At 65.1% G+C, this 16,507-nt stretch carries 10 protein-coding genes; 3 read left to right on the forward strand and 7 right to left on the reverse strand.

The genetic code is table 11. From position 1 onward, the window contains the following. The first annotated feature begins 134 nt into the window (after positions 1 to 134). Positions 135 to 3,818: a PAS domain-containing protein gene (locus ABZ720_RS01240; RefSeq protein WP_366552972.1), complete on the forward strand. Its 3,684-nt coding sequence runs from the start codon at positions 135 to 137 to the stop codon at positions 3,816 to 3,818. 99 nt (positions 3,819 to 3,917) lie between these two features. Here the strand turns inward: ABZ720_RS01240 and ABZ720_RS01245 are convergent, their stop codons facing one another. The 3 genes from ABZ720_RS01245 to ABZ720_RS01255 are packed head-to-tail and all read right to left on the reverse strand — an operon-like array spanning position 3,918 to position 9,725. Then, positions 3,918 to 5,363, reverse strand: a complete 1,446-nt coding sequence (locus tag ABZ720_RS01245; RefSeq protein ID WP_366552974.1) for an efflux transporter outer membrane subunit — start codon at positions 5,361 to 5,363, stop codon at positions 3,918 to 3,920. Further along, a complete protein-coding gene (locus ABZ720_RS01250) occupies positions 5,356 to 8,496 on the reverse strand; it encodes an efflux RND transporter permease subunit (RefSeq protein ID WP_366552976.1) in 3,141 nt (1,046 codons plus the stop codon). Before ABZ720_RS01250 ends, ABZ720_RS01245 begins: the two co-directional genes overlap by 8 nt. Beyond that, a complete protein-coding gene (locus ABZ720_RS01255) occupies positions 8,496 to 9,725 on the reverse strand; it encodes an efflux RND transporter periplasmic adaptor subunit (protein ID WP_366552978.1) in 1,230 nt (409 codons plus the stop codon). Before ABZ720_RS01255 ends, ABZ720_RS01250 begins: the two co-directional genes overlap by 1 nt. A gap of 285 nt (positions 9,726 to 10,010) precedes the next feature. Between ABZ720_RS01255 and ABZ720_RS01260 the strand changes: the two genes are divergently transcribed. Then, positions 10,011 to 10,622: a TetR family transcriptional regulator gene (locus ABZ720_RS01260; protein WP_366552980.1), complete on the forward strand. Its 612-nt coding sequence runs from the start codon at positions 10,011 to 10,013 to the stop codon at positions 10,620 to 10,622. 17 nt (positions 10,623 to 10,639) lie between these two features. Here the strand turns inward: ABZ720_RS01260 and ABZ720_RS01265 are convergent, their stop codons facing one another. Both ABZ720_RS01265 and ABZ720_RS01270 read right to left on the reverse strand, forming a co-directional pair. After that, on the reverse strand, positions 10,640 to 11,239 hold the full coding sequence (locus ABZ720_RS01265) for a GNAT family N-acetyltransferase (protein WP_366552982.1): 600 nt from the start codon (positions 11,237 to 11,239) through the stop codon (positions 10,640 to 10,642). A 17-nt stretch (positions 11,240 to 11,256) separates the two neighbouring features. Beyond that, positions 11,257 to 12,201, reverse strand: coding sequence for a homocysteine S-methyltransferase family protein (locus tag ABZ720_RS01270; RefSeq protein WP_366552984.1), 945 nt, complete (start codon positions 12,199 to 12,201; stop codon positions 11,257 to 11,259). Between the two features lie 267 nt (positions 12,202 to 12,468). Here ABZ720_RS01270 and ABZ720_RS01275 point away from each other — a divergent pair, with 267 nt between their 5' ends. Beyond that, entirely contained in the window at positions 12,469 to 14,511 is a 2,043-nt protein-coding gene (locus ABZ720_RS01275; protein ID WP_366552986.1) for an oxidoreductase, read from the forward strand. Positions 14,512 to 14,517: 6 nt separating this feature from the next. Here ABZ720_RS01275 and ABZ720_RS01280 read toward each other — a convergent pair whose 3' ends face one another. Beyond that, entirely contained in the window at positions 14,518 to 15,075 is a 558-nt protein-coding gene (locus ABZ720_RS01280; RefSeq protein ID WP_366552988.1) for an ActR/PrrA/RegA family redox response regulator transcription factor, read from the reverse strand. After that, on the reverse strand, positions 15,072 to 16,478 hold the full coding sequence (locus ABZ720_RS01285; protein WP_366552990.1) for an ActS/PrrB/RegB family redox-sensitive histidine kinase: 1,407 nt from the start codon (positions 16,476 to 16,478) through the stop codon (positions 15,072 to 15,074). Before ABZ720_RS01285 ends, ABZ720_RS01280 begins: the two co-directional genes overlap by 4 nt. Between the last annotated feature and the right edge of the window lie 29 nt (positions 16,479 to 16,507).

The following is a 16,507-nucleotide window of genomic DNA, read 5'->3' on the forward strand; positions in this document are numbered from 1 at the left end:
GCCTCATTGGGTGGCCACAGAAGCGAAACGAAAGGACAGATAGCGTCCCGCGCTGTGATGCGCTAAAAGGCCCAACTCGTGACGATAGCGAACACTCGACCGGTTACGAGCAGCGGTCTCAAACGTGAGCGGCGATGTTTCAGAAGAACCTTCCGGGCACGGCGGCAGCCGAAGGTCGATCGACGCAGGCTTCCGGACCTCAAGAAGCCGGCACACGCATCTCTATCGCCTGGACGGCCCAAGCCGATGGCCGAATCAACTATATCAGTCCGAACTTTCGCGAGATAACCGGCCAAACCGCGCCAGGACATAACGCAGAATCCTGGCTCGAGACCCTGCACCCCGAAGACCGGGAACGTGCCGAGCGGGGTTGGCAGGAGGCCGTGGCCAGCCGCCAGATCTACGCGGATGAATTCCGCCTGCAGGTCGGAGCCCTCGGCCGCCACCGCCGCTTTCTCTTCACAGCCCACCCGGTAAGGGATGTCGAGGGCAAGCTGACCCATTGGCACGGCAGCGCCATCGACATCCAGCAGGACGAGCATCGGCAATCATCCGCGCCAATGCGGCCGGGAGGTTCCGATAAGGTTCCGAACACCGGAGATCGCAGCGAGCAGCTCGATGCCTTTCTGGACGCCATTCCGGCACCGATCTGGGCCGCGGACGCCGACGGTCGCGTCTACTATGCCAATGGCATCCTCTTCGAATGGCTGGGCTACCCGCGCGAGGAGTTCGACCCGCGCCACTGGCTCTCCCTGGTTCACGCAGATGACCACCCGAACGTCGAGCGCGACACGCGAGATGCCGTGCAAGCAGGCGAGAACTTTGCCGTGGAGATGCGCCTGCGTCATGGCGACGGCAGCTATCGCTGGTACGTCGACACAGGTGCCCCGCTCAAGGACGAGAGGGGCCGGGTCCTCAAGTACTACGGCACCCTCACCGACATCGACCGTCTGAAGGCCGCCAGCGAAGCGCTGCGCGACAGCGAGGCGCGACAGCGTGCGATCATAGACAACGAACCGGAATGCGTGAAACTCGTCGCCGCCGACGGCACGCTGCTCGATATGAACCCGGCAGGCTTGCGGCTTATCGAGGCGAACAGCCGCGAAGACGTTATCGGAACCCTCGACCGGTGTCTCATCCACCCGCAGGATCGTGAGCGCTACAAGGCACTGCATCGCAAGGCCATGAACGGCCACACCGGTCAGGCATCCTTCCGGATGATCGGCCTGAAGGGCACGACACGCTGGATGTCCTCCCATGCCACGCCAATGTATGACGCCAACGGGCATATCTATGCAGTCCTGAGCGTTGCCCGCGACGTAACCGAGCAGCGCCATTTTGCCGAGCTCCGGGAGCTGGAAGCCACTGTTCTAGATGCCGTCAGCGCGGGATTGCCCCTGTCGGCGATCCTCGAGACCCTGACCGAAACCGTTGACCGGCTGCAGCCCGGGGTTCGTTCCTCGGTGCAACTGGTCGACGGCGGCCACCTTCACCACGGGGCCGGGCCTCATCTGCCTGAAGCCTTCAATCGCGCGGTCGACGGACTCCCTGTCCGCGAAGGCGCCGGATCCTGCGGGACCGCCGCGGCACGCCGTCGTCAGGTCGTGGTCGGGGACACCCAGGCCAGCCCTCTGTGGCGGGACTATCGAGAGATCGCCAAAGCGCACAATCTCGCGGCCTGCTGGTCGACACCGGTGCTGGATTCCGACGGCGAGGTGCTTGCGACCTTCGCCATGTACTACGACCACAACACGCGGCCGACCCCGTCGGAACAGGGCTTCATCGCGCGCATCGGCCAGTTTCTCCGGGTGGCCATCGAGCGCACGCGCCAGCATCAACAGCTCCGGGAGAGCGAGGCGAACTTGCGCTCGGTCTACGATCTGGTTCCCGTTTCGATCTGGGAAGAGGATTGGAGTGGCCCGATCGCCATCATCAAGCGCTTGCGCGCCCAAGGGATCAGCGACGTGGGCGCGGCCCTGCTCAACGACGAGGCCCTGATGGAGGAGGCTCTGTCGGGCACGAAAATTCTCAATGTAAACGCAACAGCCGTATCCATGTTCGGTGCCTATGATCGCATGCACCTCATGGAATCATTTGGCAAAGTGTTCGCCGGCGAGGTGACGCGCAAAGCCGCAATCAAGGCCTTCGACGCTCTTGCCCGCGGCGCCCGGCATTTTGAGGCCGAGAACAGGCTGCACGATATCTCGGGCCGCCCCTTCGATGTCCTGGCCCGCTTCTCCCTACCCGACATCGAGAGGGGCGACACCCGCGCGCTGGTCACCGAAATGGACATCACGGAGCGCAAGTACGCCGACGATCGCTTTCGCGTCATTGCCCAGGCCACGAGCGACGTGGTCTGGGATCGGGAATTGCCCAGCGGGAAAGTCTGGTACAGCGACGGACTGCGCAGCGTCTTCGGCTATCCGCCCGAGGCCCTCGGCGAGAGCCCCGAGCTTTGGACAGAACTGATTCATCCCGAGGATCGGGGACGGGTTCTGGCTGCGGCGCACGAGGCCTTCGCCGGAGGCAAACCTTATCGGGAGTCCTACCGCGTGGCGCGGGCCGACGGCAGTTGGGCCCATGTTCGGGACCAGGGATTCCTTTTGCACGACGCATCCGGAAAGCCGGTGCGCATGATCGGCAGCGTCGTCGATATCTCGGAACAGCATAAGCTCGAGGAGCAACTACGCGAGGCCCAGCGCCTCGATGCCATCGGTCACCTCACCGGCGGGATTGCCCATGATTTCAACAACCTGTTGACCGTCATTCTAGGCAATGCCGAGCTGCTCAGCGAAAGCCTCGCCGACAATCCGGACCTGGCCCGCCTGGCGGACATGACCGGTTCCGCCGCCCTGAAAGGCGCGGAATTGACGGCGCGCCTGCTCGCCTTCGCCCGCAAGCAGCCGCTCAATCCCAAGGCCGTCGACGTCAATGCCCTGGTTCAGGGGCTGGAGGAGATGTTGCGCCGCACGCTCGGCGAGACGATCGAGTTCCAGGTGCTGCCGGCCGAGGATGACCCGGCGGCCCTGGTCGACGCACCGCAACTGGAGAGCGCGCTGCTCAACCTTTGCATCAATGCGCGCGACGCCATGCCGAACGGCGGCAAACTGACCATCGCAACGCAGCGCCGGAGCGTCGAAACGGAGGACCGTCAGCAGCAGGGCCCCAAGCTGGGGACCTACGTGCTGCTGACGATCTCCGACACGGGAACGGGCATGGACGAGCCCACCCGGCTGCGCGCCTTCGAGCCCTTTTTCACCACAAAGGATGTGGGCGAAGGCAGCGGCCTGGGGCTTTCGATGGTCTATGGCTTCGCCAAGCAGTCCAGGGGACATGTCGCACTCGAGTCCAGGCTCGGCCGCGGCACGCGCGTGCGCCTCTATCTGCCGGCCGCCGAGGCCATGGAAACGGAGGAGGCCGAAAGCGCAGACTCCAGTGTCGAAAGCAGCGCGAAAGGGAAGCGCATTCTGCTGGTCGAGGACGACACCCTGGTCCGGCGCCACGTGGAGCGCCAGCTCACCGGCCTGGGCTACCTCGTGACCGGCGCCGCCAATGGACCGGCGGCGCTTGACATCATCCGCAGCGGGGCATCCTTCGATCTGCTGTTTACCGACATGGTGATGCCGGGCGGGATGAGCGGAGACGATCTGGTACGGGCAGCGCGTGAACACCTGCCCCAGCTTCCCGTGCTCTTGACCACCGGCTACTCCGAGGAGGCCATGTCGCGGGCCGAAGACTGCGATCTGGCCATGCTGCCCAAACCCTATCGCCTGCAGGAGTTGGTGGCCAAACTGAACGAAGTGCTTTCAGGCGCCTAGGCCGGATCGGTCCAAAACCAGCGAGATAGTATAGATTCACGCGTTCCACTTGGATCGCCAAGCGATCCCAATTGAACGCGATCTGCACCAAGCCCGGGATCACTCTGCCCGCGCCTGGGCGACCTCCCCGGTCCAGCCGCCGCCCATGGCCTTGAAGAGGGTGGTGGTGGCATTCAGCCGGTCACGCTGCGCTTCCGTCACCGCCAGTTCCGCTTCCAGCAGCGCGCGCTGCGCATCCAGCACCTCGATGAAACCGACAAAGCCTTCCCGATAGCGCAGCTCGGCCAGCCGTAAGGTTTCCTGCAGCGCCTCCACCTGCCGCTGCAGCATTTCCATGCGCTCGCCCGTGGTATCGTAGGTGATCAGGGCGTCGCGCACTTCACGGAAAGCGGTGCGCAGGGTGATGCGGTACTGCGTTTCCGCCTGCTCACGCCGGGCTTCTGCAGATTCGACACGCGCCTGCCCCCGACCGAAATCGAATATCGGGCCCAACAGACCGGCGCCCACACCGCGTGTCGCGGACGCAGCAGTGAAGAGGTCGCCGACGCTGATGGCGGCCGTGCCCAGGAAAGCCGAAAGATTGAGTTGCGGAAAGCGCTCGGCCTCGGCAACCCCGATGAGGGCATTGTTGGCCACAAGGCCGGCCTCCGCCGCCCGAATATCCGGCCGTCGGCGCAGGAGCTCGGACGGCACGACTGCCGGCACGCCTTCCGGCCGCGCAATGCCATTCAGGCTACCCTCGCCAAAGTTCAGATTGTCGAACAGCTCCGCCGGCGTCATGCCCACCAGCGTGGCCAGCGCGCTTTCCAGAAGCAGCACCTGCTCTCGCTGCGCCGGCAAGCGGGCGCGCGTTGCCTGCAGTTCCGACTCCGCCTGGCGCAAGGTCAGCGAGTCGGTCTCGCCGTCGCGGTAGCGCATGTCCTCGAGCGCGTAGGTGCGCTCGCGCGCCTCCAACGCCCGCTCGACAATGCGCAACTGCTGCTGCGCCGCTCGAAGGTTGAAGTAGGTGGCGACCACGTCGGCCACGACGTTGAGCCGTACCGCATCCCGGCTGAAGATCGACTCATCGAGCAGCGCCGCAGCCGCTTCCTCCTCACGAGCGAGCCGACCCCAGAAGTCGATCTCATACCCGAGCGACGCGGACAGGGAGTAGAAGTTCTCCGGACCGCCGTCGATCGGGGTCCGGGAGGTCGCTTCCGACTGACGCTCGCGCGCGGCCCGTGTCTGCCCCTCGAGCGTCGGTAAACGCTCGGCCCGGGCCAGTCCCAGTTGGGCCCGCGCCTCCTGCAGGCGCTGGACCTGCAAGCGGATATCCAGGTTGTCATCGAGCGCGCGCGCCACCAGAGCATCGAGCTGCGGCTCCTCGAAGCGCGTCCACCACTGGGTCCAGTCCTGCCGCTCCTCACTGGTGAGCAGCAGATGCGCAGGCCAGGCGTCCGGCACCTCGACCGCTGGCGGCTCATAGTCGGGGCCCATCGCGCAGGCCCCGAGGGCGAACAGCACAAGCGCCAGGGCTGCACCGCGGCCAAGGCAACGATCAACCATGGTCAGCCGCCTTGCTGCTCTCGCTCGAATCCACCCGCTTGCTCCCCCTGCGCAACCCATCGAGCAGCTTATAGAATAGCGGCACGAAAAGCAGGGCCAAGGAACTCGCGGCGAGCATGCCGCCGACGGAAACGGTGCCGATTTCCTGACGGCTGGCGGCCCCGGCACCCGTGGCCAGCATCAGCGGCAGCGTGCCGATGATGAAGGTCAGCGCCGTCATCATGATCGCACGGAAGCGTTGTCGCGCTGCGGTGCTGGCGGCTTCGGTTGCGCTGAGCCCCTGGCGTCGGTTCTGCGCAGCGAACTCGACGATCAGGATGGCGTTCTTCGCCGCCAGTCCGATCAGCACCAGCAGCCCGACCTGGAAGTAGACGTCGTTGGGGAACCCCCGCAGCATCAAGGCTATGACCGCGCCGAACACGGCAAAGGGAACGGCCGTCACCACGGCCAGCGGCAAGGTCCAGCGTTCGTACTGGGCGGCGAGGATCAGGAAGACCATCAGCAGACCGAGGCCGAAGGCAGCCCCGCCCGCACCGGCTGCAGCATCGAGCTGGAAGGCTTCGCCGATCCAGCCGATCAGGCTGTTGCTGTCCAGGACCTGGGCGGCAACCTCCTCCATCACCACCTTGGCCTCGCCGCTGGTATGACCAGGCGCCGGATCGGCCAGCAGCTTGGCGGCCGGGAAGACGTTGAAGCGGTTGTTTATGTCGGCGCCGGCAGTGCGTTCCAGGGTCACCAGGGAGCTGAGCGGCAGCATGTCGCCGTAGGAGGAGCGCACGAAGACGCGCCGCAGGTCTTCCGGCTTGCTGCGAAACTCACCCTCGGACTGCAGATTGACCTGCCAGTTCCGTCCGGACAGCGTGAAATCGTTGACGTAGAGCGAGCCGAAGGTGCTCTGCATGGCATCAAAGATCTCGTTGATCGGCACGCCGAGCGCCTTGGCTTTCTCCCGATCAACCTCCGCGGCAAAGCGGGGGATGCCGGTGTTGAGCGTGGTCCGGACATTGATCAGTTCCGGCCGCTCGTTGGCTGCGGCGACCAGGCGCTGGGCGATGGCCTCGATCTCGGCGGTTGTCGCGCCGCCGCGCACCTGCAGATAGCCTTCCACGCCGCCGGTGAGCGAAAGGCCCATGATCGGCGGTGGAATGAAGGAGATGACATTGGCCTCCTGGATGTCCGCGCCCAGGCCCATGATGCGCCCGGCCATGGAGGCCGCATCCTGGCCTGGCCCCTCGCGCTCACTCCAGTCAGACAGATTGGCAAAGCCCACCCCGGCATTGGTCCGCAGCGATCCAGCGATAATGTCCCAGCCAGCGAAGGCCGTGAAATCCTGGATCTCGTCCATTTCCAAGAGGCGACCGGCGACCTCGTCTCGCACGACCTCAGTGCGGGACAGGGCGGATACCGGCGGCAATTCCACCATCACCAGGGCCACGCCCTGGTCTTCCTGTGGCACCAGTCCGTAAGGCAGACGCTCGAGCATCCACAGAGTCGAGCCGACAACGGCAGCAAAGAGCAGGCAGCCAATGATCGCATGACGCAGCAAACGGTCGACCACCCAGCCGAAACCGGCCGTCAGACGGTGGAACCCCGCATTGAACCAGCGAAACGGCAAGGCCGGTCGCTTGGGCTGCCGATTCAGCAGCAGGGCGCACATGGCCGGCGTCAAAGTAACGGCGACAATCCCGGATACGACCACGGAGACAGCAATGGTCACCGCGAACTGACGATAGAGCTCACCCGTGAGACCACCCAGGAAGGCCACCGGCGCGAAGACCGCGACGAGCACCAGGGTGGAGGAGACAACTGCGCCCGCCACCTGGTCCATGGTGACCACGGCCGCATCGCGCGCATTGATGCCCCGCTCGCGCATCAAGCGATCGACGTTCTCCAGCACGATAATGGCGTTATCCACCACGATGCCGATTGCCAGCACCAGGCCGAAGAGTGTCAGCAGGTTGACCGAGAAACCCAGCACGAGCATGCCGGCAAAGGTGCCGATCAAAGAGACCGGGATGGCCGCCACGGGAATCAAGGTTGCCCGGAAATTCTGCAGGAAGAGGTAGGTGACCAACACCACCAGCGCCACGGCGAGCAGCAGCGTCACGAAGACTTCCCGGATCGAGATTTCCACGAACTCGGTGGTATCGTAGGGCACTGCATAGCTTATGCCCTCTGGAAAACGCCCGGCCATCTCCTCCAGGGCGTCATGCACCGCACCCGCCGTATCCAGGGCGTTGGCGCCCGGCTGCAGGAAGATGCCCAGTGGCACCGCCGACTGACCGTTGTAGGTGGCGGAGAAGGCGTAATCCTGCGCCCCCAGTTCGGCACGGGCCACATCGCCCAGGCGCAGGGTGCTGCCATCCTGGTCGGAGCGCAGAATGATGTTCTCGAACTCCTTTGCGTCGGCCAGCTGACCGCTGGTGGTCACCGCGAAGGTGAAGGCTTGGCCTTCCGGCGAAGGCTCGGCCCCCAGTCGCCCGGCCGCAAACTGCGCGTTCTGTTCCCGGATCGCGGCCGCGACCTCGCTGGGCGTCAAGTCGTACTGCGCCAGCTTGTCCGGCCGCAGCCAGACACGCATGGAGTAGTCCTGCGCGCCAAAGAGTGAGGCATCGCCCACGCCGGGAATGCGCACCAGCTCATCCAGAATGTTCAGCAGGGCATAGTTGCTGATGAACAGCGGGTCGTAGGTCCCGTCCGGTGAATAGAGTACCGGCACCATGAGAATGTTGGTGGAGCGTGCCTCGACCCGTACGCCCTGATCTCGCACCTGCTGCGGCAGGCGCGACATGGCAGCCTGCACGCGGTTGTTCACGTTGATCGCTGCTTGATCGGGATCGGTGCCGATGTCGAAGGAAACGGTCACCTGGATGCTTCCGGCGTCGGTGCTGCTGGACTCCAGGTAGATCATGTTGTCGACGCCGTTGATCTCCTGCTCCAGCGGCGCCGCAACAGTCTCTGACAGGGTATCGGCACTGGCACCGGGATAGCTGGCCTGGACCACCACCTGGGGCGGCACCACGTCGGGATACTGCTCCACCGGCAGATTGCGCAGCGCAGCGACACCGGCCAGGACGATGATGATCGAGATGACCGCCGAAAAGATGGGACGGTCGATGAAGAAGCGGAACATCAGCCGGCCTCCCCGGCATTCGCATCGCTGTCTGCTTCATCGGCAGCGCCCGGGTCGCTTGCCTCTTCGGGGGTCACCGGCGCACCGTCCTGCAAGGCCACCTGGCCGTTGATCACCACGCGGTCGCCTGCGTCCAAGCCGAACAGGACCACCCGGCCGTCAGCCACCAGGGGACCAAGCTCGACGGTGCGCGAACGCGCGGTATCCTCCTCGTCGACCACAAAGACCTGAGGCCCTTGCAGTCCTTGGCCGACCGCCGCTTCCGGCACCACGATCACGTCATCGAGCGTGTGCAGCAGCATGCGAACGCGCACGAACTGACCCGGAGCAACCTCGCCCTCGGAATTGTCGAACACGGCACGGGCCAGAACGGTGCCGGTGTTGGGATCCACCGTGCTGGCGGTGAAGTCGATCTCGCCCATCCGGTGGTATTCGCTGCCGTCGGGCAAGAGCAATCGAGCCTCACGCCGATACTGCTCCCCGTTGCCGTTGGACATGGCCTGCAGGGCCGTATGCTGCAGGTCCGCATCGCTTTCAGGCAGGGCAAAGCGAACATGCACCGGGTTCCGCTGCACAATCTCGGTCAGCAGGGTGCCCCGGCTTACCAGTGTCCCCTCGGACTGCGCCTCCAGGCTGGTCACGCCGGCGATGGGCGCTTCCACCTGGGTGTAGCCCAGTTCCAGTTCAGCCCGTTGCAAGCCGGCATCGGCAGCAGCCAGGGCTGCCTTGGCGACCTCCAGGCGGGCGCGTGACATGTCGCGTTCGCGCTCGCTGATGGCATTGCGATCGAAGAGCCGTGCTATGCGCTGCCAGTCGCTTTCCGCCTGACGCAGATCGGCCTGAGCGGTTTCGCGCTCCGCTTGCGCTGCGAGCACCGCAACTTCGAAGGGCTTGGGATCGATCCGGAAGAGCGCCTTGCCCTGCGCCACCACCGAACCTTCATCGTAGAGGCGCTCTTCCAGAATGCCGTCTACCCGTGCACGCACCTCCACCTGGCGCGAGGCACGCACCCGGCCGGCATAGTCGGAGTACACGTCGGCCGAGGTCGGCTCGACCGAGAGGACGGTCACGCTCGGCGGCGGCCCTTGGGGCGGACCTCCGGCTCCCGAGTCTTCACCCGGCCCACCCGCATCACAGGCTGCAAGCCCCAGCACCAGGCCAATTGCGGCAAGCGGCAGGAGCCTGCCCCGGCGACCGAGCCGCGGCGAAAAGGGAAGATGAGCCGGCATGTTTCAACTCTCCGAGCGATGGCCGTGCCACGGCGGGCCGGCAAGACACTATGACTTGATGGGCGGAAGCGCGAAGCCTGCGGTCGGGCCCAAGGACAGCACTCGCAGAATCCGTCTGCCTGTGCGCAACCCAGTAACCCATAGCAAACCTGCCCCTGCTTGCGAGGCGCCCCTTGCAGGGTTATATACATTCATGAACGTTTGTAAACAAGAAGGGCTGGTCGTGCTTTGTCATTCCGGACCCGGCCGCACCCAGCTGCCCCAGGCACGTGGGATCTCTGAGCCGTGAGACGAACCAAAGCCGAAGCACAGGCAACGCGCGAGGCGATCTGCGCGGCCGCACTGGACGCTTTTTATGAGCGCGGTGTCGCCTGCACAACCCTGGAGCAGATCGCCCTGGCCGCCGGCGTCACCCGCGGCGCAATCTATCACCATTTCCGCAACAAGGCGGAGCTCTTCGAAGCGATCCACCAGCAGGCCGTCCTGCCCATGCAGGACGTGGCCAACGCCATCTTCGCCGATGATGGGCCGAATGCCCTGCAGCGTTTGGAACGCTTCTGCGTGAAATCGCTGCTGCGTCTGCATGAGGACGCAGAGGTTCGCCGACGCTTTGCGGTCGTTCTATTGAAGTGCGAAGCCACACCCGATACCGAAGCCCTGCTCGCCCGCATGCAGGCCGCAAAGGAAGAAAGCACCCAGCGCCTGGCCGCCTTCTTTACCCGCAAACTGCAGCGAGGCGTCCTGCCGCCCGAGTCCGATCCACGCCTGCTGGCCCTTGGCCTGCACGATTACATGACCGGCCTTTTTACTGGCTATCTGCGTTCACCCGGCAGCTATCGCATGCCGGAAGATGCGCACAACCTGGTTCGGCACTACTTCGCTCCGCTTCGGGCATAGCGCCGAAGGCTGCTTCACTACAGAGTGAGACCCAAGAGGACGGCATTGCCTTCGCTGAAGTGCAGGCTCGGGTGCGGGACGATGGGGCGACGGTCCAGTTCGCGATAGTTGCGCCGCCGATAGAACGCCATGGCCCGCTCATTGCCCTCGAAACAGATGAGGGACATGCGGCCCAGCCGGCGAGCCGTCTCCGAGTCCTCGGCTGCGTCCATCAAGGCCGCCCCTACGCCCTGGCTCCGGTATGGCTCGTAAATCGCCAAGCCTGAGACGTACAGCGACCCGGGATCCTCCAACTCTGAATAGGGTTGCAGTACCGGGTCCTCCTCGACCTCACCCGGTTCACGTGGCGGCATCTCGAAAGCGTGAAGCATGCCCAGCACCTCCCCGCCGCGTTCAGCGATCAGGCAGTTCTCATAGGAGAAGGGCACACCGCTGCGGGCGTAACGTGCCCTGCCCACCTCTTCCAGCGCCTGACCGGGCTGTGCCATCGCGCTCCAGATGTAGCCGGCGATGCCATCGGACGAGATCAGGAACAGCTCGGCAATGGCACCAGCATCTTCCTGAACTGCCGGACGAATCTCGCATGCACTGTACTGAACGGCACCATGCTCAACCATAACTGAAACTCCATTGCCTATGCCGTAACGAGACAGGCACGTCCGATCGCCTCGATGTGGCGGTGATCGGTGCCGCAGCAGCCGCCGAGCACTGTGAGCTGCGGGAAGCGTCGGCAGAGCCCGGCATAGTCCTGCCCCAACTCGAGCGGATCGCCGGCATCCAGATCTTCCGCCTGGTCCAGTTCCGCGTGGCTGCGCTTGGAGGCGTTGCAGCGCAGGCCTCGGACCCGCTCCATCCAGAGCGCGTCTTCCAATGCGCCCGCGAAGTGGCTGGGATGAGCACAGTTGACCATGTAGTAGACCGGCCCCGCTTGCGTTGCTGCATCCACTGCCGCAATGGCTTCGCCCAGGCTCTCTCCGGTGGGCAGACGGCCATCGGTTTCCGTGGTGAAGGAAATTGCGACTGGCATGCCCTCCGCTTGGGCGGCCCGGACCAGCCCGATCGCTTCGGGCGTGTTGGTCATGGTGATCGCCGTGGCCATGTCGGCCCCGCTGTCGGCAAAGACCCGCATCTGGTGAGCGTGGTAGGCTTGGGCCTCTTCAGGCGTCATAACCTGACCGGGATCGTAGCCATCGCCGCGCGGCCCCAAACACCCGCTTACCACCATGGGCGAGGTGTCGTTCTCCAGTTCATTGCGCAGATCGAGCAGCATTTCGATTGCCTGTCGATTGGCTTCGTCCAAGTCTTCCGGCGAATAGCCCAACTTCTCGGCCCAGTCGGGGCTGGCCCGCCAGGTGGCGCTTTCCAGAATGAAGCCGGCTTTCTTGTCCAAGGCGATTTCCGCGTGCTGTCGGAAATAGCGGCGCAGCGTCTCACGCCCGGCCTCGTCGCGCAGCAGAGTGAAGGCTGCGAAGTACGCCAAGTCCAATCCGTCGTGAAAGATCAGTGTGGTCTCGAGGCCCGCGTCCGTCAGAAAGGGTACGCTCTGCATTTGCGGCAGCTCTGCTCGGTACTTTGCCATAGTCGCTCTCCCTGCATTCGCAAAAGGGGTGAGCGAACGAGCTTGCGAGACTCGCACCTTTCGTCCGCTGACGCCCTGTTCGTGGGTGTGAAGGCGGCGGACTATAGGCAGAGTTCATACGATGTTGCGGATCATAAAAGGGGGTTAACAAGAGCGCGAATGTGGTAGCGGCTATGCCTGTTCTCCCAGCGACTTCGGCATGGACAAGCAAGAAAAGCTCGGAATAGCTGTTGGGAAACTGTTCACGCGAAAGGCGCCGGCAAGTCCATGTTGAGTGATCCCCTCCTCCAGCCCTACCGCTTGAAGCATCTGACGCTGCGCAACCGCCTCATGGCGACGGCCCACGAACCGGCCTATTCCGAGGATGGCCTGCCGAAGGATCGCTATCGCCTCTATCATCTGGAGCGGGCCAAGGGCGGCATCGCGCTCACCATGACCGCCGGTTCCGCCGTGGTCTCGCCCGACTCTCCCGAGGCTTTCGGCAATCTGCTCGCCTACAAGGACGAGATCGTTCCCTGGTTGCGCCGCCTGGCGGACGACTGCCACGAGGCCGGCGCCGCGGTGATGATCCAGATCACGCACCTGGGCCGCCGCACCGCCTGGAACCAGGGGCACTGGCTGCCAATCCTGGCCCCCTCGCCCATCCGCGAGCCGGCACACCGCTCCTTTCCCAAGGAGGCAGAGGACTGGGACATCGAGCGCATCCTTCGCGACTATGCCGCCGCCGCACAGCGCATGCAGGAAGCCGGCCTCGACGGTATCGAGATCGAGGCATACGGGCACTTCATGGACGGTTTCTGGTCGCCGGCAACCAATCGACGCCAGGATGACTATGGTGGCAGCCTCGACAATCGACTACGCTTCACCCATCAGGTGCTTGAAGCCGTGCGTGCTGCCGTGGGACCGGAGTTCATCGTTGGGCTGCGCCTTGTCGCCGATGAGGACTGGCGCAAGGGTCTGAGCCGACAAGAGGGCGTTGAGATCGCCCAGCGCCTGGTGGCCGGCGGCCGCATCGACTTCCTCAACGTCATCCGCGGGCGCATCGACACCGAGGCGGGCTTGGCGCGTGTCATTCCCATCCACGGCACACCCGCCGCACCACACCTGGACTTTGCCGGCGAGGTCAGGGCAGCGACCCGCTTCCCGGTCTTCCACGCCGCGCGCATCAACGACGTGGCCACGGCCCGCCATGCCATCGCCGAAGGCAAACTGGACATGGTGGGCATGACCCGCGCCCACATCGCCGATCCGCACATCGCCCGCAAAGTCGCAGAGGGGCGAGAGCAGGAGATCCGCCCCTGCGTCGGCGCGACCTACTGCCTGGATCGCATTTACGAAGGGCGCGAGGCCCTGTGCATCCACAATGCTGCCACCGGCCGCGAGGCCAGCATGCCCCATGTCATCCGCCCCAGCGACGGCGCGAAGCGCAAGGTGGTGGTGGTCGGTGCCGGGCCGGCCGGTTTGGAGGCGGCCCGTGTCGCCGGAGAGCGCGGTCACGCAGTCGTGGTGATGGAGGCTGCGGACCAGGCAGGCGGACAGGTGCGCCTGGCCGCCCGCAACCGGCGCCGCAGCGAGTTGATCGGCATCATCGACTGGCGCCTTGAACGCTGCGCGGCTGCCGGGGTGGAAATGCGCTACAACCTGCTGGCCGAGGCCACCGACGTGCTGGCAGAGGACCCGGATGTTGTCATCGTGGCCACCGGCGGCCTGCCCAACAGCGAGATTTTCGAGGCCGGCAATGATCTGGTGGTGTCGAGCTGGGATATCCTCTCCGGGGACGTCAAACCGGGCGCAGATGTACTGCTGTTCGACGACAATGGTGCCCATCCGGGCCTACAGACTGCCGAGGCGATTATCGACGCCGGTGCGCGCCTGGAACTCGTCACGCCCGAACGCTACTTCGCGCCGGAAATCGGCGGCGTGAACCACGCCCACTATGCCGCGGTCTTCCAGCGCCGGGGCGTGCGCATCACCATCGCCCGGCGCCTGCTATCGGTCACCCGCGAGGGCAACCGACTCTCAGCCCGCCTCGGCAGTGACTACGGGGAGGATATCGAGGACACCCGGCAGGTCGATCAGGTGGTGGTCGAGCATGGCACCCTGCCCCTGGATGAGCTCTACTTCGTACTCAAGCCAGCCTCCAGCAATCTTGGAGCCGTCGACTACCAGGCCCTGATCGCCGGGCGGCCACAGGAGGAGGTCCGCAACCCTGACGGCCGTTTCAAGCTCTACCGCATCGGGGATGCCGTGGCGTCCCGCAACATCCACGCCGCGATCTACGACGCGTTGCGTCTGGCCAAGGATTTCTGAGACCGTTCAGCCCTTCGGCGCGTACTTGGCCAGAATGCGCTGCAAGGTACGGCGATGCATGCGAAGCTGCCGCGCGGTCTCCGACACATTGCGATCGCACTGCTCGTAAACGCGCTGAATGTGCTCCCAGCGCACGCGATCCACTGTCATGGGCTGCTCCGGGGGCGGCGGCAGGGAGCCTTCCTCGGCCAGCAGAGCTGCCTCGATCTGGTCGGCATCGGCGGGCTTTGGCAGATAGTCGGTTGCCCCCACCTTCACCGCAGCAACCGCCGTGGCGATGTTGCCGTAGCCGGTCAGCACGATGATGCGCGCGTCGCTCTTCAGGTCGCGCAGCGCCTGCACCACATCGAGGCCGCTGCCATCGCCCAATCGGAGATCGACGACGGCGTATTCCGGCGGGCTTCGGCGGGCGCTATCCACGCCCTGCTCTACCGAAAGCGCCACGTCGACGGCGAAGCCACGTCGTTCCATGGCGCGGGCGAGGCGCTGGGCGAAACGCTCGTCATCATCGACGATCAGCAGTCGGCGGCCTTCCGGGGGGCGCTGGTCGGCATTCAGGCTCATGTGTCTTCACTCCTGACTTTAAGATGTGACAGCGGCAGATGGATGACAACCTCCGCCCCACCGGCCGAGCAATTGGCAAAGGACACGTTGGCGCCGGCATGAGCCAGGAGATTGCGTGCTATGAAGATGCCGAGGCCCATGTGCGCATCGGTCTGTGTGTCCCGACCGCGGTCCCGGCGCGGTGACTGTTCGACATTGGCCGAACTGGTTGCAATCCCAGCGCTGCGGCGGCCGCGGCTGCCGGTGGACACATAGGGCTCGCCCAACTCGCCGAGCACGGCCTCGTCGAAGCCCGGCCCATCGTCGCGAATCGTGATGTGCGCCTGCACGTCGTTCCAGGCGATCTCGACCGTCACCTCGCTGCGCGCAAACTGCAGTGCATTCTGCAACAGCGTGCCCAGTCCATGGAGCAGTTCCGGCAGACGTGGCACGTTTGGCTGGGCTTCCTGCGGGCCCTCGAACTGCAGCCGCAGTGCTATTCCGGGATGGGCATGCGGCTGAGCCGCCGCTTCCACCAGGGCCGACAGCGGGAGGCGATGGTAGGGCGTGTCCTCGTCTTCGTCCGGACGGTTGGCCAGTTCGGCCAGGATGCGCCGGCACCGCTCGGCCTCACTGCGCAACAAGGCCGTGTCCTCGCGCAAAGGATGCTCCGGGGGCAAATTCTCCGGCAGTTCGTGTTCCAACTCACGCGCCACCACGGCGATGGTTGCCAGCGGACTGCCAAGTTCATGGGCCGCCGCCGCGGCCAGGCCGCCCAAGGCCGACAGGCGCTGCTCACGTGCCAGAGCCAGTTGCGTGGCTCCCAAGGCATCGGCCATGCGGCGGGCTTCCAGGGCCAGCGAGGAGACATAGGCGGCAATGAAGACCACCGCCAGAATAAGGGAGACCAGAATCCCGGCCACATAGAGCTGCGGCACCTCCAGCCCGGCCCCGCCCCAGGGCAGCGGCAGGCGCAGGACCGCAAGCGCGGCAATGCCCGCCACCGCAAGCACGGACAGCAGGATCGTGCTGCGCCGCGACAGCGTCGCCGCGGAAACCACCACCGGCGCCAGGATCAGAACGGAAAAGGGATTCTGCAGACCACCGGTCAGGCCCAACAGCACCAGAAGCTGCAGAAGATCGCAGGCGAGATAGACTCGCGCCGCGCTGTCCCGCAGCCAGATCGCGCCGCGGTGCCGCAAAGCGGTCACGAGATTGAGCAAGGCCAGGGTCCCGATGGTCGCTGCCACCGGCACCAGCGGCACATCGAAATCCAGCCCGGCCTGTACCGCCACCACGGCCACCAACTGGCCCAACACCGCGATCCAGCGAATGAAGATCAGAGTGCGCAGGCGCAACCGGCTGCCCGGGTAGATCAGCGGCAGGGGCGCCGGAGCGGTGGAAGCGGTGACCCGGGGTTCCATGACGTCACTATCTCGCCCGGACTCCCGGT

It is taken from the genome of Aquibaculum sediminis, from assembly GCF_040712085.1.
GTDB classification, from domain to species: Bacteria; Pseudomonadota; Alphaproteobacteria; order Kiloniellales; family DSM-21159; genus Aquibaculum; species Aquibaculum sediminis.